We start from the raw sequence: 19,220 nt of genomic DNA, 5'->3' as shown, positions 1-19,220 counted from the left end.
GCCTTGCCTCTCACTGTATTTGTCGCCACATGATGCGGCGGCTGCCGCCGACGGCTTTGCCCAGCAGATCGGTGATACCTCCACCGGAGTCGTTCACGATCATATTAGTAGCCCCGTTGGCACTGACCACCGCGCTTAGGGTCGGGATCCCGCCCGTGAACACCACGCCGGCGGAAATCGTGTCGAGGCTGTTGAGCGAACCATCGTTATTGGTATCGAGTACCGCATAGTTGAGCATCTTACCGTTGAACGCATCCACTTCGATCAATTTGCCGGTACCGAAGCTGGCGCATGGGTCGGTGGTGTCCACGGCGGCCGTGGTGAAGACAACGCGACCAAGTACCAGGTTGGCCGGATTGATGACACGCTCGCCGGTGAGCGCATTGTTGTATGTCAGCGGCAGATACCAGCCTTTCTTCGTGGGATAGGCCACGTCGGTCTCGCTGGTCGTTATGAACTGCCCTGTAGCGCCGGAAAAGATACCCGTGATTGACTGGGCTTGCAGGCTCGAGACGATGATCTGCCCCGTGCCGCCAGTGGCGTCCCAGATTGAATAGAACCCCTGCAGATCCTTGTTGAGCTTGTCCACGGACTCGTTGAATTTGCCCGTGCCGAAAAACACCTGAATGCCGCCCTGGGGGTTTTCCGCCAGCAAAGGTTGGGCGGTAATCGGTTGGGTCGTCCCGCCGGGGGCGGTGAACAATGGCTGACCGGCGAATGCCAGGCCCCAGGTGTTCGGTGAGGTACCACTGAGGTCGAACTTCCACATCCGTCCTCTCAGGTCACCGCCATAAGCGGCCTGAACCACATTCTGGGAATTGACCCGAAGCTTGACCGACGACAGCCCGTTATTGGTTTCGCTGCTGTTGACGATGATTTTCCGGATCAGCGAACCGTCGCGAATATCCACCACGTACAGCGCGGCCACACCGGTGTTGCTGCCGTAACCATTGGAAATGAACGCGGCCCAACGGCCATCCGCCAACCGTGCCACTTCGGGGCGTGCGTAGGCGTAGCCCAGGTCATTGAAGGGGTGCGCTGTGTTGGCGACCGTCGGCGCGCTGATTTCCCACAACGCCCGAATCGCGTTGCCCGCCGATGCATCGAACAGTTGCACCGCATAAAAAGCCCGGCCACCCGCGCCGGTTCCGCCCAGGGCAAGGGTTTTCCAGACGGAGCCCAGTTGTGCATCAAAAACGCCGAGCTGCCCATCCACCAGGAATTTGTGGCTTACGCCGTTGACGTAGCTGGGGTCGGCGATGAGCTGCAACGACGGGAGGACGCTCGATGGCATGTAAGCGTAACGCCGGGTGCCGTTCGTACTGTTGATGACGCTGAAGAAACCATCGTTGGCGTTCACCACCAGGCTGGCGTTCATGTTCGCCGCCTTGGTCGTCAGGTAGGCGCTGTAGCTGGTGTCATTCACCAGGTCGGAGGCGGTCTGGTCGTTGGGCGAAGCCAGCAGCAGCGGTGAATTGATGATGTCCCCGAGCAAGGCGCTGCGCGCTTTCAGCCCGGTCTTGTTGATGCCCTTGCTCCATTCCACCAAATCGTTGCCGGTGACCCCTGTAGGCAGGCCCTGGCTCAGGCTGGTCTGCTGAGCCGGGGAGAAGTTCCCGTAGGCCAGGGTTACCGGCACATTGGTGGCGGTGTTCCAGGACTGATAGATCGGCGCCGTCGCGCCGGGCACGATAGCGGTGTCGGTGGTCCATTGAACCGCCGCCGTGTTGACCGTCCCGGTGGAGTTGAAACCGAACGCCTTGATGGTCCCGCGCCAATCCCTGGGGTCATAGGTGGTCTGGTAGTAACTGGAGGTGCTTGAGAGCGTGGCGCCATTGCTGGTGCCGCCGCCTCCCGAACCGGCCTTGGAGGTGATATCGCTGAGGGCCGATGACAGCGCCGAGTTCAAGCCCTCGCTGTCGGTGGCCGGATAATATTTGCCCGCACCATAGCGAGCGGCGTCGGAAAGCATCTGGTTAGTAACGGCAAACCCTACGGTATAAGTGTTGAGGTACTGCCGGCGAAACTCGGCCCCATCCCAGCTCTTGCCCGTGACATCGGTGCCTGTGGTGCGCATGTCAATGTCGAAGGCGAACTTGGCGATGTCATCCAGATAAAGCGTGTCGCCCTCCGCATCGCCGCTGGAGCTGGCACCATCGTTGGCACTGATGCCATCCCAGTTCGGCAAGCGGTTGCCCCCTAGGGGGTCGTTGGTGGGAAACGTGCGGTCATAGGTGGGCAGGCCATCCGTGATCACCACGCCAAAGTTCTTCTGGCATCGGTATTGGATCGGGCTGGTATAGGTGCTGGGTGTACCGTTGTGGTACGGCGCCATGCCTCGGAAATAGCGGGTGACTTCGTAATAACTTTCGGCCAAAGGCGTGTTGGCAACGGCGCCCAAGCCGTTGATGGCGTTGATCAAGGCGCTGTAGTTATTGTTGGCCTGGGCCTGGGTCACGCTGCCACTGACTGAAGAAAGATCGCTGATGGCCCGGGCAATGTAGCCGCCCGGGCCGGAGTTGCTGCTGTTGGGCGGGTTGAAGGTGGCAAGGCCAATGCGCAGGGCGCGGTTATTGGCGACCAGGTCGGTCGAGACATCCCGTGCAACGTTGATGCGATAATCGTTGGGAATCGTCCCCGTGGTGAAGTCCCGGCTGGCACCGTTGGCCAGGGTTACCAGATAGGCCAGGTACTTCCCCGCGTAACGGGTATTACCCCCGCCCACCGGATCTGGCAGTCGCAGGCAGATTCGCCCGATGCCGGTCCGATAGAAGCCGTACCAGCCAGACAAGCAGCCGCCCCGCAACAGGCTCACCAACAGAATGTTCGAATCGTCCTGATCCAGCTCATACCTGTCGTTGCAGTTGTTAGTGGAGTTACATGCAAAGGTGCGCGTCTGCGTCGCCGCCGGATCAAAGCCGGCGGCCCAGATGATGTTGTTCATGCTTCCGGAATCATCGATCAGCAGCATCACGTTGGGCGTCACCGCCGCCGCGCTCAACAGTGGCGACTCCGAAGGCGTGAAGCCATAGACCGGCGCCGCCAGGTAAAGGCTGAGCAACGCCCCCCACAACGAACCGAGCAGCGCCCTAATATTTCGCATAGATGCTCTCCACCACGCTGCGCTGATTGTTGCCCACCACAGCCACCGCAGTGATCCGATACAACGTCGCCGAGGTATTGACCGGCACGTTGACTGCCGCAAGGGTCGTGCCGATATTCTGCACGCCATAAAAGCCGCCCGCGGCGGCCACCCAGAGCACCCCCGACGACGAATTACGCCCCGCGCCTGTCACCGTCGCCGACTCGGCCGGTGGAGCACATTGTGCAGGGGTGCTACAGACCGGCAATGAATACGTCTCGACCTGCACAGCGCTTTCCCCCACCCTCAGCGCAGCCTCGGCCAGTTGGAACGACTGGTTGCGCTGCATGACGCTGCCGGTCATTTTTTCCTGGAGCGTGGCGCTCTGCATCGACGACAGGCCGATCAGCGTCAATAGCAGCAAAAAAACCAGGCTGACCAGCAATGCCATGCCGCGCTGGCGATGTCCGAGGCCTGTCGAAGTCATCGGTCGCTCCCTCATGGCAGCCGGTTGCGCAAGGCGGCAACCACGTTGAAGGTCTGATCGCGCACGCTGTTCCTCGGATCGAACAGCGTCAGTGTCAAGCGCACGCTGCGAATCAGCGCCGGGTCGGTCGGGTTGGCGCTGTAGTTGGTGGCCGCGATATCCGTCGCACTGTCGGCCACGCCAAAGGTCACGTCGAACGCCCGCACGTTGTCCACCAGCACCGCCATGGTCGGGTTGCCGCGGCCACTGCCCAGGAGCAGTTGATTGTTGCTGAAACCGTAGATCAAACGACGAATCGGAAAAGCCAATTGCCCGCTCGCCGGTAATCGCGCCCCGGTGTAGGCGGTCGCCGTGTTACGGCAGTCGGAAATGATCGTCCAGGCCGGCGTGCCGCCGCTGTTGCCGATGTCGGCCGTCACCAGGGTCAACCTTCGGTTGGCGTTGTCCCAGCGAATCGGGGTGAGCTGGCTGGCGGCGAAATCATTGTTCGAGGAGGCATCGGTGATGGTCGCCAGGCAGCCAAACATGCCCACCATGCGAATCTCCTGGATCATCTTGCTCAAGGCAAACCGTGCGTCCTCCTGCATCACCGCCGCAGCGTTCTGGCTGACATAGGTGTTCTTGGCCGAGATGAAAATCTGCACGACGCCCAACACCACGACCAGGCTGATCACCAGCGCGATCATCAATTCAATCAGGCCGAATCCCCGGTTGCTTCTATTCATGGTGGCGTCGCCACCGGGTCGACGGCGACACGGCTGGTCAATACGAAGCTACGCCTGGCCTGCGCTGTGTTTGTCGTGTTGGCGGCCCGGGCATCGTCCCAGGAAACAGTGATGGTGTAGACCCGCTGATTCAGCGCGACAGTGCCCGTGGCCGTGGCGCCGCCGAAGGCGACGATGTTGGTCTTGAAGTCGTACAGGTCCTGGTCCCGGGCCACGCTGAAATTGGGTGAGCTGGGCGGCGTGATGGTGTAGTCGGCGGCTGAATTGGCGCGGATACGGTCCATCAGGTCGTAGGCGATGAAGCTGGCCTGGCTGGTCATGCGCGAGCTGTCGGTGTACTTGAGCGCATTGAGCTGGACCATCGCCGCCCCCAACAGGCCCACGCCAAGGATCAGCACCGCCACCAGCACCTCGATCAGCGTCATGCCCTCCTGTGCCCGTCTACTGCAACCCTTCATCCGCAACTTCCATCCAATACAATTCGTCCATTGAGGCAAACACTGAGCGTCCTGCTCTGCGCCCCCCGTACATAACTGAAACTCACCGGCGTGGCCGGTGCCGATAATCCGCCCAGGTTGTTGAAATCGATACTGGTCACATCTGAGGTTAGCGTCAGAGTCCCGCCGCTGCCCATCGCTGGAACAACCCGCAACACATTGGCCGGATTGCCGGTGCTGTCATACACGGTCAACTCACCACTCCAGGCTCCACCCTGCGTCGTGGGACGAATTCGCGTGGTAATGCCACGATTGATCGCTTCCATTCGCGCGAAGTTCAAGGCACGGCGCAAGTCGCCGATCTCGGTATCGGCCTTGCTGCTTTGCAGCGACCCGGTGAACGACGGCACCGCCATGGTGATCAGAATCAACAGCACACCGAGGGCCACCAGCAGCTCGATCAGCGTGAAACCTTTTGTACGAAGATCCATCGATGCCCTCCGTTGCCGTCGGCTATACCTGCTTCTACAACGCTAGAACAAACCACCGCTTGTGGCGAGGGAGCTTGCGCCTTCGCCACAACATGCTTCCTGCCAATCGCGCCGCTTCATACTCTCCAGGGAGGAGACGTCATGTACCAACAAGGCTTCAGCCTGCTCGAACTGCTCATGGGACTGGCAATTGCCGCGATTGTTCTGCCGTGGGCCGGCACAAGCTGCAAAGAGCTGATCGAATCCATGCAGCGCGAGGACACGGCGCATTTGCTGCTCAGCGGGTTGCGCAGCGCCCGCAGCGAAGCCATCACGCGCAACCGCCGGGTGCTGATACAAGGAATAGACAACGATTGGGGCAAAGGCTGGCGGATCACGCTGGACAACAAGGAGAAAACCTTGCTGATGGAGCGCAGCGCACACGCTCGGGTGATCGGCAACTCGACGGTCAAACGCAGGGTGAGATTCGGCAGCCAGGGGGAAGCGCTGCACCTCAATGGCTCTTTCCAGGCCGGCACGCTGCATGTCTGCGCCAAGCGCGAACCGGTCAGCCATCACCAGGTGATATTGGCGCCCTCCGGCCGCGTCCGTCTGGAAAGTATCGAAGCCGAACAGGCCCTGTGCGCAAAAGGACTTAAAGCAGGGAGCGGACGCGCAGTTCCTTCGGCATCGAAAACGTAATGTTTTCCTCGCGACCGGCCAGCTCGTCAGCCCCGGTGGCGCCCCAGGCCTGCAACTGCTCGATTACGCCACGTACCAGGACTTCCGGCGCGGAAGCGCCGGCGGTGATGCCGATCCGCTCGACGCCGTCGAACCAGCTGCGCTGCATGTCTTCGGCACCATCGATCAGGTAGGCCGGGGTGGACATGCGCTCGGCCAGTTCGCGCAAGCGATTGGAGTTGGAGCTGTTCGGGCTGCCGACCACCAGGACCACATCGCATTCGTTGGCCAGTTGCTTGACCGCGTCCTGACGGTTTTGGGTCGCGTAGCAGATGTCATCCTTGCGCGGTCCGCCGATAGCCGGAAAGCGCGAACGCAAAGCATCGATCACCCGACTGGTGTCGTCCATGGACAGAGTGGTCTGGGTGACAAAAGCGAGCTTTTCAGGATTGCGCACCTGCAAGGCCGCCACGTCTTCCTCGTCCTCGACCAGATAGATGGCGCCGCCGTTGCTGGCGTCATACTGGCCCATGGTGCCTTCAACTTCCGGATGGCCCTCATGCCCGATCAGGATGCATTCACGGCCGTCACGACTGTAGCGGGCCACCTCGATGTGAACCTTGGTGACCAATGGGCATGTGGCGTCGAACACCTTCAGGCCGCGACCGGCGGCTTCGGTACGCACCGCCTGGGAAACGCCGTGGGCACTGAAGATCACGATGACGTCGTCCGGCACCTGGTCCAGTTCCTCGACGAAAATGGCCCCGCGACTGCGCAGGTCCTCGACGACGAACTTGTTGTGCACCACTTCATGGCGCACGTAGATCGGAGGCCCGAAGACTTCCAGGGCGCGGTTGACGATTTCGATCGCCCGGTCCACGCCAGCGCAGAAGCCACGGGGGTTGGCGAGTTTGATTTGCATGCTGTGCCTCGTGTCTGTGGGAGCGAGCCTGCTCGCGATACGGTGGATCAGTCAACTCGATGGCGACTGTGACTCAGCTTTCGCGAGCAGGCTCGCTCCCACAGGTATTGTGGGGGCGATAATTGCCGTTAAACCTTAAACCGCCTTGACCTCAAGAATTTCCACTTCGAAACTCAAGGTCTTGCCCGCCAATGGATGGTTGAAGTCCACCGTCACCTGGGCATCGTCGAAAGCCTTCACCACACCCGGCAGCTCGGCGTTGGCCGCATCGTTGAAAATCACCAGCAAGCCCTCGGACAGTTCCATGTCCTGGAATTGCGAGCGTGGCATGGTCTGCACGTTTTGCGGGTTGGGCTGACCAAAGGCATTTTCCGGTGGAACGACCACGGTGCGCTTGTCGCCGGCCTTGAAACCGAAGAGCGCCGCCTCGAAGCCCGGCAGCAGGTTGCCGTCGCCGACCTTGAACACCGCCGGCGCCTTGTCGAAAGTGCTGTCGACCGTGTCGCCGTTTTCCAGGTGCAGGGCGAAGTGAAGCTTCACTTCGGTGTTTTGAGCGATACGCTGCTCAGTCATGGACGGCTTCTCCGGTTTTCTTACTCTTGAACATATCCAGGGCGAGCATCACGGCGCCCACGCTGATGGCGCTGTCGGCAAAGTTGAACGCGGGGAAGTACCAGCGATTCTGCCAATGCACCAGGATGAAATCGACGACGTGGCCCAAGGCAATCCGATCGTAGAGATTGCCCAGCGCCCCACCCAGGACCAAGGCCAGCGCCACCGCCAGCCAGGTTTCGTCACGCCCCAGGCGCTTGAGCCAGACCACCAGCACGGCGCTGACCACCACGGCGATCAGCGCGAACAGCCAGCGCTGCCAGCCCGAGCTGTCGGCCAGGAAGCTGAACGCTGCACCGGTGTTGTAGGCCAGGGTCCAGCTGAAGTAGTCAGGAATGACCACGATCTGCTGGTACAGGGTCAACGAACCCTCGAAGTAGTACTTGCTGGCCTGGTCGATCACCAGCACCAACACGCTCAACCAGAGCCAGCCCAGCCGCCCGAAACGGCCCGCCACATTAGGCATAGTGGCGAACCTCGCCTGTGCCGCTGATGTTGTCGACGCAACGACCGCAGATTTCCGGATGCTCCGGGTTCACGCCGACGTCTTCACGGCAGTGCCAGCAACGGGCGCATTTGACGAAGCTCGACTTGACCACCTTGAGCTTCAGGCCACTCACTTCGGTGACCACAGCATCGGCCGGCGCCTGCGCCAACGGCGCGACACTGGCGGTGGAGGTGATCAGCACGAAGCGCAGCTCGTTGCCCAGTTTCGCCAGGTCGGCGCCCAGGGCGTCTTCGGTGTAGAGCGTCACTTCGGCCTGCAGGTTGCCGCCGACGGCCTTGGCCGCCCGCTGAATTTCCATTTCCTTGTTGACCGCTGCCTTGACCGCCATCACTCGATCCCAGTACGCACGGTCCAGCTCGAAGCCTTGCGGCAGTTCGGTCAGGCCTTCGTACCAGGTGTTGAGCATCACCGATTCATTGCGCTCGCCCGGCAGGTATTCCCACAGCTCATCGGCGGTGAACGCCAGGATCGGCGCGATCCAGCGCACCAGCGCTTCGCTGATGTGGAACAGCGCGGTCTGGCAGGAACGGCGCGCCTTGCTGTTGGCACCGGTGGTGTACTGGCGATCCTTGATGATGTCGAGGTAGAAACCACCGAGCTCCTGCACGCAGAAGTTGTGGATCTTGGAGTAGACGTTCCAGAAACGGTATTCGCCGTAGTGTTCCTGCAATTCGCGTTGCAGCAGCAAGGTACGGTCCACGGCCCAGCGATCCAGGGCGAGCATGTCTTCGGCCGGTAACAGGTCGGTGGCCGGGTTGAAGCCGGTCAGGTTCGAGAGCAGGAAACGCGCGGTGTTACGGATTCGCCGGTAGGCGTCGGCGCTGCGTTGCAGGATCTGCTCGGAAACCGCCATCTCGCCGGAGTAATCGGTGGACGCAACCCACAAGCGCATGATGTCAGCGCCGAGGGTGTCGTTGACTTTCTGCGGCGCGATCACGTTGCCCAGGGACTTGGACATCTTGCGGCCGGACTCGTCGACGGTGAAGCCGTGGGTCAGCAGCTCGCGGTACGGCGCGTGGTTATCGATGGCGCAACCGGTCAGCAAGGACGAGTGGAACCAGCCGCGATGCTGGTCCGAACCTTCCAGGTACAGGTCGGCGCGCGGGCCGGTCTCGTGGCCCATCGGGTGTGAACCGCGCAGCACGTGCCAGTGGGTGGTGCCGGAGTCGAACCAGACGTCCAGGGTGTCGCTGATCTTGTCGTACAGCGGCGCTTCGTCGCCCAGCAGCTCGGCGGCGTCCAGCTTGAACCAGGCTTCGATGCCTTCGGCTTCGACGCGCTGGGCAACTTGTTCCATCAGCTCGACAGTACGCGGGTGCAGCTCGCCGCTTTCCTTGTTCAGGAAGAACGGAATCGGCACGCCCCAGTTGCGCTGGCGAGAGATGCACCAGTCCGGACGGTTGGCGATCATCGAGTGCAGGCGCGCCTGGCCCCAGGCCGGCACGAACTGGGTCTCTTCGATAGCCTTGAGCGAACGCTGGCGCAGGGTGTCGCCGCTGGTGGGCTGCTTGTCCATGCCGATGAACCACTGTGCCGTGGCACGGTAGATCAGCGGGGTCTTGTGGCGCCAGCAGTGCATGTAGCTGTGTTCGATGACGGTGGTGTGCAGCAGCGCGCCGACTTCGGTCAGCTTGTCGACGATGGCCGGGTTCGCTTTCCAGATGAACTGGCCGCCGAAGAATTCCAGCGACGGCACGTACACGCCATTGCTCTGCACCGGGTTGAGGATGTCATCGTTGACCATGCCGTATTTCTTGCAGGTCACGAAGTCGTCAACGCCATAGGCCGGCGCGGAGTGAACCACGCCGGTGCCCGCGCCCAGTTCCACGTAGTCGGCCAGGTACACCGGCGACAGACGGTCGTAGAACGGATGGCGGAAATTGATCAGTTCCAACGCCGAACCTGGCGCGGTGGCAACCACCGAACCTTCGAGGCCGTAACGGGCCAGGCAGGATTCGACCAGCTCTTCGGCCAACACCAGCAGCTTGTCACCGACATCGACCAGGGCGTAGTTGAATTCCGGGTGGACGTTCAGCGCCTGGTTGGCCGGGATGGTCCACGGGGTGGTGGTCCAGATCACGATAGCCGCCGGCTTGGCCAGCTTGCCCAGGCCGAACGCGGCGGCGAGCTTGTCTTCATCGGCGATCGGGAATGCGACATCGATGGTCGAGGACTTCTTGTTTTCGTACTCGACTTCCGCCTCGGCCAGGGCCGAACCGCAATCGAAGCACCAGTTCACGGGCTTGAGGCCCTTGAACACGAAGCCACCCTCGACGATTTTCGCCAAGGCACGGATTTCGCCGGCTTCGTTCGCAAAGTTCATGGTCTTGTACGGGTTGGCGAAGTCGCCCAACACGCCGAGGCGGATGAATTCGGATTTCTGCCCTTCGATCTGCTCGGTGGCATAGGCACGGCACAGCTCGCGGGTCTTGTCCGCGCCCAGGTTCTTGCCGTGGGTCACCTCGACCTTGTGCTCGATCGGCAGGCCGTGGCAGTCCCAGCCCGGGACATACGGCGCGTCAAAACCCGACAGGGTCTTGGAGCGGATGATCATGTCCTTGAGAATCTTGTTCAGCGCGTGACCGATGTGGATGGTGCCGTTGGCGTACGGAGGGCCGTCGTGCAGGACGAACTTCGGACGATCCTTGCCAATTTCGCGCAACTTTCCGTACAGGCCAATGCTGTCCCAACGCTGCAGAATCTGTGGTTCGCGCTGAGGCAGGCCGGCCTTCATTGGGAAGGCGGTGTCCGGAAGGTTTAGCGTGGCTTTATAGTCGGTCATTTAAGGCTCTTCATTAGCGATTGGCGCTGGTTGCGACAAGGGCACGGGCGGCGGCGATATCTGCATGGATCGCCGTCTTGAGCGCCTCCAGAGAGGCAAAACGCTGCTCTTCACGCAGCTTCTGGTGGAAAACCACCGTCAAACGCCGGTCATACAGATCGCCGGCAAAATCCAGAATGTGTACTTCGAGATGGGCCTTGCCATCTCCCTGGACCGTCGGCCGTACACCGATATTGGCGACGCCGGGCCAGGTCTTGCCATCGATGTCGACACTCACCAGGAACACCCCGGTGAGCGGCACACGACGGCGCTTGAGCTGCACATTGGCCGTTGGCGTGCCTAATTGACGCGCCAGTTTCTGCCCATGCAGGATCCGCCCGGCAATCCGGTACGGCCGGCCGAGCAAGCGCTCGGCCAATTCGAAGTCGGCGGCCGCCAAGGCGTTGCGGACCTGGGTGCTGCTGACGCGCAAACCGTCCATCTCGACGGTCTGCGCCGCTTCAACCGTGAAGCCCTGGGCGATACCTGCCTGTTGCAGGTAATCAAAATCTCCGGACCGATCACAGCCAAAACGGAAGTCATCGCCGACTTCCAAGTGTTTCACATCGAGACCATCCACCAGGATGGTATCGACGAATTCGGCGGCACTGAGTTTGCTCAGGCGCTGGTTGAAGGCCAGGCACAGGACCCGGTCGACGCCTTCGGCGGCCAGCAGCTGCAGCTTGTCCCGCAGCCGCGCCAAGCGGGCCGGAGCGGTGTCAGGGGCGAAAAACTCCCGGGGCTGCGGCTCGAAGATCACCACGCAGCTGGGCAGGCCCAATTCCAGCGCACGCTCGCGCAGCCGCGCCAGGATAGCCTGGTGACCACGGTGGACACCGTCGAAGTTGCCAATGGTGGCGACACAGCCCCGATGGCGGGGACGCAGGTTGTGAAGGCCTCGAACCAGCTGCATAACGCGCTTCTTGCTCATAAAGTGGCCGATTATAACCACACCCGGCGGTCGGTGACAGGCAACACCGTAACCCAAAGTGATCGAACCGACAAAACCGCCGTCGGGCCCGTGATCATACAGAGCAGGTGCTCAGTTCAAGGCTTTGCGATTGAAGTCGCGCAAACGGAACCCCATCAGCAGCAACATGCCGAAATACGCCACCACGCCCGCCACGACCAACACGCCCAGGCGCAGGAAACGCTCGAGCATCTGCCCTTCGCCCCAAGCCGGCATGAAGTGCATCCCAGCCAGCAATACCGCCGACATCACCGCCACGGCGACCAGCAGCTTGAGGCCGAACTTGCCCCAGCCCGGCAGCGGTTGATACATCTTCTGCTTGCGCAGTTGATAGAACAGCAGCCCAGCGTTGAGGCAGGCCCCTGCACTGATTGCCAAGGCCAGGCCGGCATGGGCCAGGGGACCGATGAGCAGCAGGTTGAACAGTTGGGTCATCACCAGCGTGAAGACCGCGATCTTCACCGGCGTGCGGATGTTCTGCTGGGCATAGAAACCTGGCGCAAGGACCTTGATCACGATGATCCCGAGCAGCCCCACCGAATAGGCAATCAGTGCCCGCTGCGTCATCAGGGCATCAAATGCATTGAATTGACCGTACTGGAACAAGGAAACGGTCAGCGGCTCGGCGAGGATCCCCAACGCCAGCGCGCAAGGCAGGACCAGCACGAAGCACAGGCGCAGGCCCCAATCGAGGATCCGCGAGTACTCATGGCGATCCTGGCTGGCGTAGGTCTTGGCCAGGGTCGGCAGCAGAATCGTGCCCAGCGCCACGCCCAGCACGCCGGACGGCAACTCCATCAAGCGGTCGGCGTAGTACATCCACGACACCGAGCCAGCCACCAGAAACGAGGCAAAAATGGTGTTGATGATCAGCGAGATCTGACTCACCGAGACACCGAGAATCGCCGGCAGCATCTGCTTCATGACGCGCCACACGCCGCTGTCGCGCAGGTTCAGCCGCGGCAGCACCAGCATGCCGATCCTCTTCAGGTGCGGCAGTTGATAGAGCAACTGCGCCAGGCCACCCACCAATACCGCCCATCCCAGAGCCATTACCGGTGGATCGAAATACGGCGTCAGGAACAACGCAAACACGATCATGCTGACATTGAGCAGCGTCGGCACGAAGGCCGGCACCGAAAAGCGGTTCCAGGTATTGAGGATCGCCCCGGCCAGCGAGGACAGGGAAATCAGCAATATATAAGGAAAGGTCACCCGCAACAGATCCGAGGTGAGCTGGAACTTTTCCGGCGTGTCGGTGAACCCTGGCGCGGTGGCCCAGATCACCCAAGGCGCGGCGAGCATGCCGGCGGCCGTGACAAGTGCCAACACCAGCGTCAGCAACCCCGTTACATAGGCGATGAAGGTGCGGGTCGCCTCGTCGCCCTTCTGGCTTTTATATTCCGCCAGGATCGGCACGAAGGCCTGGGAAAAAGCCCCTTCGGCAAAGATTCGCCGCAGCAGGTTGGGCAATTTGAACGCAATGAAGAAGGCGTCGGTGGCCATTCCGGCACCGAATATCCGGGCGATCAGCGTATCGCGAACGAATCCCAGGACACGGGAAAGCATCGTGATAGAGCTGACGGCAGCCAACGATTTAAGCAGATTCATGAAAAGAGTTTTTGCCTGTCGATAAACAGCAGGCGAACAATGCGCCCACTTGTGCGATACTCCGCGCCGCTAAACAGCACAGCGCCAAAGCCCGCGAGTTTACAGGTCGCACGCCGGAAAGAAATCATTCGGTGCGCCGCACCTGCCATTCAGCGGAACGTGTCACCCGCCCTTGACAAGACCTCAACTCATCGGCATGATTCGCGGCCTATTTTGTTTGCTATTTCCTAAAAAGTCTTTCGAGGAGCTCGACGGTGGCCAACTCACCTTCCGCCAAAAAACGTGCAAAACAGGCTGAGAAGCGTCGCAGCCACAACGCCAGCCTGCGTTCCATGGTCCGTACCTACATCAAGAATGTAGTCAAGGCCATCGACGCAAAAGACGCTGAAAAAGCACAAGCTGCTTACGTTCTGGCTGTGCCAGTTATCGACCGCATGGCCGATAAAGGCATCATCCACAAGAACAAGGCTGCTCGCCATAAGAGCCGCCTGAATGGCCACGTAAAGGCCTTGAACGTTGCCGCTGCTGCCTAAGCGACGCGCTCGTTAAAAAACCGACCTCAGGGTCGGTTTTTTATTGCCTGCGATTTATCAACCACACAGCAAAAAAACTGTGGGAGCGAGCTTGCTCGCGAATGCTGTTTGCCAGCAGCATTGATGCCACCTGACACACCGTATCGCGAGCGGGCTCGCTCCCACACAGGGGCATTGAGCGTCAGGTTATTGAGCCCGAGCCCACGGCAGGATCGGAATCGCCGTCACCGCATTTTGCGGGCTGCCCTCGATCACGCGATCGCTATAGACCAGATACACCAGCGTATTGCGCTTCTTGTCGAGGAACCGCACCACCTGCATGGTCTTGAACACCAACGAAGTGCGCTCGCGGAACACCTCTTCGCCGTCCTTGAGGTCGCCCTTGAAGCTGATGGGCCCGACCTGCCGACAGGCGATGGACGCCTCGGCGCGATCTTCGGCCAGGCCCAGACCGCCTTTTACACCACCGGTCTTGGCCCGCGACAGGTAACAGGTCACGCCGTCCACCTTGGGATCGTCAAACGCCTCGACCACGATCCGATCGTTCGGCCCGACAAACTTGAACACCGTCGAGACCTGGCCGATTTCCTCGGCCGAAGCCAGCAGCGGCAGTGCCAGTAGCAAACCGATCAATCCTTTTGCCATACCCATGTTTTTTCCTTAGACGAGGATCAGGTTGTCACGGTGGACCAATTCGGGCTCTGCCATGTAACCCAACAAGCCGACGATCGCATCAGACGACTGGCCGATGATTTTCTGCGCTTCCAACGCGCTGTAGTTGGCCAGGCCGCGGGCGATTTCGCGACCGTCCGGCGCGACGCATACCACCATCTCGCCGCGACGAAAACTGCCCTGGACCAGCTTCACGCCCACTGGCAGCAAACTCTTGTTGCCCTGGGACAAGGCCGACACCGCCCCCGCATCCAGCACCAAGGTGCCACGGGTTTGCAGATGCCCGGCCAGCCATTGCTTGCGTGCCGCCAGCATGCCGCGCTCGGGCGACAACAATGTTCCGATACGCTCGCCAGCCTTCAGGCGATCCAATACACGTTCCAGCCGACCACCCACGATAATCGTATGCGCCCCGGAGCGGGCCGCCAGGCGCGCCGCGCGCAGCTTGGTCTGCATGCCGCCACGCCCCAAAGCCCCGCCGGTACCACCCGCCACGGCATCCAGCGCCGGATCATCGGCGCGGGCCTCGTAGATCAGCTTGGCGTCGGGATTGTTGCGTGGATCGGCATCGAACATGCCGTCGCGATCCGTGAGGATCACCAGCAGATCCGCCTCCACCAGGTTCGCCACCAGCGCGGCCAGGGTGTCGTTGTCGCCAAAACGGATTTCGTCGGTGACCACCGTGTCGTTCTCGTTGATAACCGGGATAACCTTCAGCTCGACCAACGCCCGCAACGTACTGCGGGCATTGAGGTAGCGCTTGCGGTCGGACAGGTCGTCATGGGTCAGCAGGATCTGCGCCGTGTGGCGACCATGCTCGGCGAAGCTCGACTCCCAAGCCTGGACCAGGCCCATCTGGCCGATGGCGGCGGCAGCTTGCAGCTCATGCATCGCGCTGGGTCGCGACGTCCAGCCCAGGCGACTCATGCCGGCAGCCACGGCCCCGGAAGAGACCAACACCAACTCGACACCCGCCTCATGCAAGGCCACCATCTGTTCGACCCACACCGCCATAGCCGTGCGATCCAGGCCCTTGCCATCCGCCGTCAGCAGTGCGCTGCCGATCTTGACGACCCAGCGCTGCGCACCCGTCACCTTGCTCCGCATTTTCTTCAACCTTTGCCAGCGAACGGCGCGACCCAGCGCCGCCCATGGGATTATTCGTATTTGCGTTTTACAGATACCAAAACGCCGCTCGATTGAGCGGCGCCTTGGAAACCGGCTGGCTGCGATGATAACACCGCCCTGGACCAGTTAATGCCAGCCACACGAGAATCCTTGTGGGAGCGAGCCTGCTCGCTCCCACAGGTTTTGCCTTCAAGCGGCCGGCATCAGCACAAGATCAGTCGCGGACGTAGATGATCTCCGGACCGTCCTCGTCATCCACATCTTCTTCGTCCCAATCGTCGTCACCGATGTCATGGACCGACTTGACGCCACTGCGGCGCAAGGCACGCTGGTCGTCCAGCGCCTGCAACTGGGCGCGCGCCTCGTCTTCGATGCGCTGGTCGAGCTCGGCCAGCTCTTCCTTGTAGGCCGGGTCGTTGGCCAGGCGATCGGCGCGATCTTCCAGGTAACGCATGATGTCGTGGCACAGACGCTCGGTGTTTTCCTTGGCGATGGCCGAGATCACGTAGACCGGACCTTCCCACTCCAGGCGATCGACGATCTCCTTGACCCGCTCCTCATGCTCTTCCTCGAGGATCTGGTCGCACTTGTTCAGCACCAGCCAACGGTCGCGCTCGGCCAGGGCCGGGCTGAACTTGGTCAGCTCGTTGACGATGACTTCGGCAGCATCGGCAGCACTGGTTTCATCCAGAGGCGCCATGTCGACGAGGTGCAGCAACAGGCGGGTACGGGACAAGTGCTTGAGGAAGCGAATGCCCAGGCCGGCACCCTCGGAAGCGCCTTCGATCAGCCCCGGAATGTCGGCGATCACGAAGCTTTTCCAACGGTCGACACTGACCACGCCCAGGTTTGGCACCAGGGTGGTGAACGGGTAGTCGGCCACTTTAGGCTTGGCCGCCGACACCGAGCGAATGAAGGTACTTTTACCGGCATTCGGCAGACCTAACAGACCCACATCGGCCAACACTTTCATTTCCAGCTTCAGGTCACGCTGTTCGCCGGGCTTGCCTGGCGTGGTCTGGCGCGGCGCGCGGTTGGTACTGGATTTGAAACGGGTGTTGCCCAGACCGTGCCAGCCACCATGGGCCACCAGCAAACGCTGGCCGGCCTTGGTCAGGTCGCCGATGACTTCCTGGGTGGCGGAATCGATCACCGTGGTACCGACCGGCACGCGCAGGATCAGGTCTTCGCCCTTCTTGCCGGTGCAGTCGGTGCTGCCACCGTTGGAGCCACGCTCGGCATCGAAGTGCCGGGTGTAACGGTAGTCCACCAGGGTATTGAGGTTTTCATCGGCGAGCATGTAGATCGAGCCGCCGTCGCCCCCGTCACCACCGTTGGGGCCACCGTTTTCAATGAATTTTTCCCGACGGAAACTCATGCAGCCATTGCCGCCGTCGCCAGCCTTTACTCGAATCGATACTTCATCAACAAACTTCATGACACACGCCTCTCGCCGTACGGACGAGCCGAAAAAAACAAGACATAAGACTCTTGCAAAAATGAGCGCAGCGACCTCAAAACACGCCCCAACCGCAGCGCCGACAGCCCATACAAACAGTTTTGCAAGAGACTCACCCCACAAACGAAAAAGCCCCGTCGCAAGACAGGGCTTTTCCAGCGGTCTCGCAATTAAGCTGCGATAACGCTTACGTAACGACGACCGAAGGCGCCTTTTACTTCGAACTTGATCACGCCTTCGATTTTAGCGAAGAGGGTGTGATCCTTACCCATGCCAACGCCGTAGCCAGCGTGGAATTGGGTGCCGCGCTGACGCACGATGATGTTGCCCGCTTTGATAGCCTGGCCGCCATACATCTTCACGCCAAGGCGTTTGGCTTCTGAGTCGCGACCGTTACGGGTACTACCACCAGCTTTTTTGTGTGCCATGAGTTCAATTCTCCTAGTGAGGAATTAGGCTGAAATTAAGCCTGAATACCGGTGATTTTGATCTCGGTGTACCACTGGCGGTGGCCCATACGCTTCATGTGGTGCTTACGACGACGGAACTTGATGATGCGGACTTTATCGTGACGACCTTGGGAGATCACTTCAGCCACAACGGTAGCGCCAGCAACGACTGGAGCGCCGATATTCACGTCATCGCCATTGGCGACCAACAGAACGCGATCAAAAGTCACGGATTCGCCGGTAGCGATTTCCAGTTTTTCGATCTTCAGGTATTCACCTGGGGCGACCTTGTATTGCTTGCCACCAGTAACGATTACTGCATACGACATGGTATTTCTCCGATAATCCTGCTCACCCAGCGCTTTATAAGAAGAGGTATTGGCTGGCATGGCTGCATGGGCTGGAAGGCCCGGATGCAATTGCGTAAGGCAGGTGCTGCCCAGGAAGTTCAGGGTGCGCGATTGTACGCAAGCTGACCGAGCCTTGCAAGTGGCCGCCCCGCACTGTAGAAGCATGCGCCTTGACACCTGCGGACGTGGGTCCTAGCATGCCGCGCAACCCTTCTGGAGCGCCTGTCGCTGATGCAACCCCAAGCTTTCTACCGCGCAGTGGCGGACGATTTTAGTGCCGTCGACGGTATCATCAAGAAGCAGCTGACGTCCCGCGTGCCGCTGGTATCGAAAATCGGCGACTACATCACGTCGGCCGGCGGCAAGCGCCTGCGTCCTTTATTGGTGCTACTGTGCGGCAAGGCACTGGGTCGCGAAGGCGACGACATGCGCCTGCTCGCCGCCACCATCGAATTCCTGCACACCGCGACCCTGCTGCATGACGACGTCGTCGACATGTCCGGCATGCGCCGTGGCCGTTCGACCGCCAACGCCATGTGGGGCAACGCCCCGAGCGTGCTGGTGGGTGATTTCCTGTACTCGCGCTCGTTCGAAATGATGGTCGAGCTGGGCTCGATGCCGGTAATGAAGATCCTGTCCCAGGCCACGCGCATCATCGCCGAAGGCGAAGTGCTGCAGTTGTCCAAGGTGCGCGATGCCAGCACCACCGAAGAAACCTACATGGAGGTCATTCGCGGCAAGACCGCGATGCTCTTCGAAGCCTCGACCCACAGCGCCGCCGCCCTGGCCGGTGCCACCAGCGAGCAGAGCGAAGCCCTGCGCACCTTTGGCGACCACCTGGGCGTGGCCTTCCAGCTGGTGGACGACCTGCTGGACTACAAGGGCGACGCCGAGACCCTGGGCAAGAACGTCGGTGACGACCTGGCCGAAGGCAAGCCGACCCTGCCGCTGATCTACACCATGCGTGAAGGCACGCCTGAACAGGCAGCTTTGGTACGCCAGGCGATCCAGAAAGGCGGGATCGAGGACCTGGAAAGCATCCGGATCGCGGTCGAAGCTTCCGGATCGCTGGAATACACCGCGAAATTGGCCCAGGACTACGTCGCCCGCGCAATCAAGTGCCTCGACGCCCTACCGGCCAGCGAGTACCGCGATGCGCTGGTGGAACTGAGCGAGTTTGCGGTCGCCCGCACCCATTGATTGCATGAAAACGGCGAGCTTTTGTGGCGAGGGAGCTTGCTCCCGCTCGGTTGCGCAGCGACCGCAAGTGCCATAAGGGGGCGGCTGCGCAGCCCACCGGGAG

Annotated in this window: 19 protein-coding genes; 3 read left to right on the top strand and 16 right to left on the bottom strand. The window is 61.0% G+C overall.

All coding sequences use genetic code 11. From position 1 onward, the window contains the following. Positions 1-10: 10 nt before the first annotated feature. The 5 genes from DOCECA_RS00480 to DOCECA_RS00460 are packed head-to-tail and all read right to left on the bottom strand — an operon-like array spanning position 11 to position 5,222. Positions 11-3,103 (bottom strand): pilus assembly protein, encoded by a 3,093-nt coding sequence (locus DOCECA_RS00480; RefSeq protein WP_445571301.1) that lies wholly within the window; start codon positions 3,101-3,103, stop codon positions 11-13. Next, entirely contained in the window at positions 3,090-3,584 is a 495-nt protein-coding gene (locus DOCECA_RS00475) for a pilus assembly PilX family protein (RefSeq protein ID WP_420767636.1), read from the bottom strand. Before DOCECA_RS00475 ends, DOCECA_RS00480 begins: the two co-directional genes overlap by 14 nt. After that, a complete protein-coding gene (locus DOCECA_RS00470) occupies positions 3,581-4,294 on the bottom strand; it encodes a PilW family protein (protein WP_420767637.1) in 714 nt (237 codons plus the stop codon). Before DOCECA_RS00470 ends, DOCECA_RS00475 begins: the two co-directional genes overlap by 4 nt. Further along, positions 4,291-4,752, bottom strand: coding sequence for a type IV pilus modification protein PilV (gene pilV / locus DOCECA_RS00465; protein WP_434562238.1), 462 nt, complete (start codon positions 4,750-4,752; stop codon positions 4,291-4,293). Before pilV ends, DOCECA_RS00470 begins: the two co-directional genes overlap by 4 nt. Then, on the bottom strand, positions 4,749-5,222 hold the full coding sequence (locus DOCECA_RS00460) for a GspH/FimT family pseudopilin (protein WP_445571300.1): 474 nt from the start codon (positions 5,220-5,222) through the stop codon (positions 4,749-4,751). Before DOCECA_RS00460 ends, pilV begins: the two co-directional genes overlap by 4 nt. Positions 5,223-5,363: 141 nt before the next feature. Between DOCECA_RS00460 and DOCECA_RS00455 the strand changes: the two genes are divergently transcribed. After that, a complete protein-coding gene (locus DOCECA_RS00455; protein WP_434611514.1) occupies positions 5,364-5,903 on the top strand; it encodes a GspH/FimT family pseudopilin in 540 nt (179 codons plus the stop codon). Here the strand turns inward: DOCECA_RS00455 and ispH are convergent. The 6 genes from ispH to murJ all read right to left on the bottom strand — a co-directional run bounded on the left by ispH (position 5,857) and on the right by murJ (position 13,326). Further along, the gene (gene ispH, locus DOCECA_RS00450; RefSeq protein WP_420767641.1) at positions 5,857-6,804 is read right to left on the bottom strand and encodes a 4-hydroxy-3-methylbut-2-enyl diphosphate reductase; all 948 of its coding nucleotides are present in this window, start codon (positions 6,802-6,804) and stop codon (positions 5,857-5,859) included. The two genes, DOCECA_RS00455 and ispH, sit on opposite strands and share 47 nt — an antisense overlap. Before the next feature lie 135 nt (positions 6,805-6,939). Beyond that, positions 6,940-7,377 carry an FKBP-type peptidyl-prolyl cis-trans isomerase gene (fkpB, locus tag DOCECA_RS00445; protein ID WP_420767642.1) on the bottom strand — a complete coding sequence of 146 codons (438 nt, stop codon included), beginning with the start codon at positions 7,375-7,377 and terminating at the stop codon, positions 6,940-6,942. Beyond that, positions 7,370-7,882 (bottom strand): signal peptidase II, encoded by a 513-nt coding sequence (gene lspA, locus DOCECA_RS00440; protein WP_420767643.1) that lies wholly within the window; start codon positions 7,880-7,882, stop codon positions 7,370-7,372. Before lspA ends, fkpB begins: the two co-directional genes overlap by 8 nt. Beyond that, positions 7,875-10,706 carry an isoleucine--tRNA ligase gene (gene ileS, locus DOCECA_RS00435; RefSeq protein WP_420767644.1) on the bottom strand — a complete coding sequence of 944 codons (2,832 nt, stop codon included), beginning with the start codon at positions 10,704-10,706 and terminating at the stop codon, positions 7,875-7,877. The genes lspA and ileS overlap by 8 nt, the downstream gene beginning before the upstream one ends. Before the next feature lie 13 nt (positions 10,707-10,719). Next, positions 10,720-11,658, bottom strand: a complete 939-nt coding sequence (gene ribF, locus DOCECA_RS00430; RefSeq protein ID WP_420767645.1) for a bifunctional riboflavin kinase/FAD synthetase — start codon at positions 11,656-11,658, stop codon at positions 10,720-10,722. Positions 11,659-11,787: 129 nt separating this feature from the next. Continuing rightward, complete coding sequence (gene murJ, locus DOCECA_RS00425) at positions 11,788-13,326, bottom strand: murein biosynthesis integral membrane protein MurJ (protein WP_420767646.1); 1,539 nt, start codon at positions 13,324-13,326, stop codon at positions 11,788-11,790. Positions 13,327-13,580: 254 nt separating this feature from the next. Here murJ and rpsT point away from each other — a divergent pair, with 254 nt between their 5' ends. Next, positions 13,581-13,859, top strand: a complete 279-nt coding sequence (gene rpsT, locus DOCECA_RS00420) for a 30S ribosomal protein S20 (protein ID WP_020798646.1) — start codon at positions 13,581-13,583, stop codon at positions 13,857-13,859. Positions 13,860-14,045: 186 nt separating this feature from the next. Here the strand turns inward: rpsT and DOCECA_RS00415 are convergent, their stop codons facing one another. The 5 genes from DOCECA_RS00415 to rplU form a co-directional block, all read right to left on the bottom strand. Beyond that, positions 14,046-14,510 carry a CreA family protein gene (locus tag DOCECA_RS00415; protein ID WP_420767647.1) on the bottom strand — a complete coding sequence of 155 codons (465 nt, stop codon included), beginning with the start codon at positions 14,508-14,510 and terminating at the stop codon, positions 14,046-14,048. Between the two features lie 9 nt (positions 14,511-14,519). Beyond that, positions 14,520-15,638, bottom strand: coding sequence for a glutamate 5-kinase (gene proB / locus DOCECA_RS00410; RefSeq protein ID WP_420767648.1), 1,119 nt, complete (start codon positions 15,636-15,638; stop codon positions 14,520-14,522). 235 nt (positions 15,639-15,873) lie between these two features. After that, positions 15,874-17,097 (bottom strand): Obg family GTPase CgtA, encoded by a 1,224-nt coding sequence (cgtA, locus tag DOCECA_RS00405; protein ID WP_039593902.1) that lies wholly within the window; start codon positions 17,095-17,097, stop codon positions 15,874-15,876. A 191-nt stretch (positions 17,098-17,288) separates the two neighbouring features. Continuing rightward, on the bottom strand, positions 17,289-17,546 hold the full coding sequence (gene rpmA, locus DOCECA_RS00400; protein WP_053153633.1) for a 50S ribosomal protein L27: 258 nt from the start codon (positions 17,544-17,546) through the stop codon (positions 17,289-17,291). 35 nt (positions 17,547-17,581) lie between these two features. Further along, positions 17,582-17,896 carry a 50S ribosomal protein L21 gene (gene rplU, locus DOCECA_RS00395; RefSeq protein ID WP_003176051.1) on the bottom strand — a complete coding sequence of 105 codons (315 nt, stop codon included), beginning with the start codon at positions 17,894-17,896 and terminating at the stop codon, positions 17,582-17,584. Between the two features lie 252 nt (positions 17,897-18,148). On the opposite strand from rplU, the gene DOCECA_RS00390 reads away from it, so the two are divergent. Further along, a complete protein-coding gene (locus DOCECA_RS00390; protein WP_434562230.1) occupies positions 18,149-19,117 on the top strand; it encodes a polyprenyl synthetase family protein in 969 nt (322 codons plus the stop codon). Positions 19,118-19,220: the final 103 nt, after the last annotated feature.

The sequence above is a fragment of the Pseudomonas sp. E102 genome (assembly GCF_052660185.1).
Note: the sequence above shows the minus strand (reverse complement) of the source record. Positions and strands in the feature narration are given on the sequence as shown.

Bases quoted from the DNA above. Each gene is read 5' to 3' on its own strand.
- DOCECA_RS00480 (WP_445571301.1), bottom strand. From the start codon at position 3,103: ATGCGAAATATTAGGGCGCTGCTCGGTTCGTTGTGGGGGGCGTTGCTC.
- DOCECA_RS00475 (WP_420767636.1), bottom strand. From the start codon at position 3,584: ATGAGGGAGCGACCGATGACTTCGACAGGCCTCGGACATCGCCAGCGC.
- DOCECA_RS00470 (WP_420767637.1), bottom strand. From the start codon at position 4,294: ATGAATAGAAGCAACCGGGGATTCGGCCTGATTGAATTGATGATCGCG.
- pilV (WP_434562238.1), bottom strand. From the start codon at position 4,752: ATGAAGGGTTGCAGTAGACGGGCACAGGAGGGCATGACGCTGATCGAG.
- DOCECA_RS00460 (WP_445571300.1), bottom strand. From the start codon at position 5,222: ATGGATCTTCGTACAAAAGGTTTCACGCTGATCGAGCTGCTGGTGGCC.
- DOCECA_RS00455 (WP_434611514.1), top strand. From the start codon at position 5,364: ATGTACCAACAAGGCTTCAGCCTGCTCGAACTGCTCATGGGACTGGCA.
- ispH (WP_420767641.1), bottom strand. From the start codon at position 6,804: ATGCAAATCAAACTCGCCAACCCCCGTGGCTTCTGCGCTGGCGTGGAC.
- fkpB (WP_420767642.1), bottom strand. From the start codon at position 7,377: ATGACTGAGCAGCGTATCGCTCAAAACACCGAAGTGAAGCTTCACTTC.
- lspA (WP_420767643.1), bottom strand. From the start codon at position 7,882: ATGCCTAATGTGGCGGGCCGTTTCGGGCGGCTGGGCTGGCTCTGGTTG.
- ileS (WP_420767644.1), bottom strand. From the start codon at position 10,706: ATGACCGACTATAAAGCCACGCTAAACCTTCCGGACACCGCCTTCCCA.
- ribF (WP_420767645.1), bottom strand. From the start codon at position 11,658: ATGCAGCTGGTTCGAGGCCTTCACAACCTGCGTCCCCGCCATCGGGGC.
- murJ (WP_420767646.1), bottom strand. From the start codon at position 13,326: ATGAATCTGCTTAAATCGTTGGCTGCCGTCAGCTCTATCACGATGCTT.
- DOCECA_RS00415 (WP_420767647.1), bottom strand. From the start codon at position 14,510: ATGGGTATGGCAAAAGGATTGATCGGTTTGCTACTGGCACTGCCGCTG.
- proB (WP_420767648.1), bottom strand. From the start codon at position 15,638: ATGCGGAGCAAGGTGACGGGTGCGCAGCGCTGGGTCGTCAAGATCGGC.
- cgtA (WP_039593902.1), bottom strand. From the start codon at position 17,097: ATGAAGTTTGTTGATGAAGTATCGATTCGAGTAAAGGCTGGCGACGGC.
- rpmA (WP_053153633.1), bottom strand. From the start codon at position 17,546: ATGGCACACAAAAAAGCTGGTGGTAGTACCCGTAACGGTCGCGACTCA.
- rplU (WP_003176051.1), bottom strand. From the start codon at position 17,896: ATGTCGTATGCAGTAATCGTTACTGGTGGCAAGCAATACAAGGTCGCC.
- DOCECA_RS00390 (WP_434562230.1), top strand. From the start codon at position 18,149: ATGCAACCCCAAGCTTTCTACCGCGCAGTGGCGGACGATTTTAGTGCC.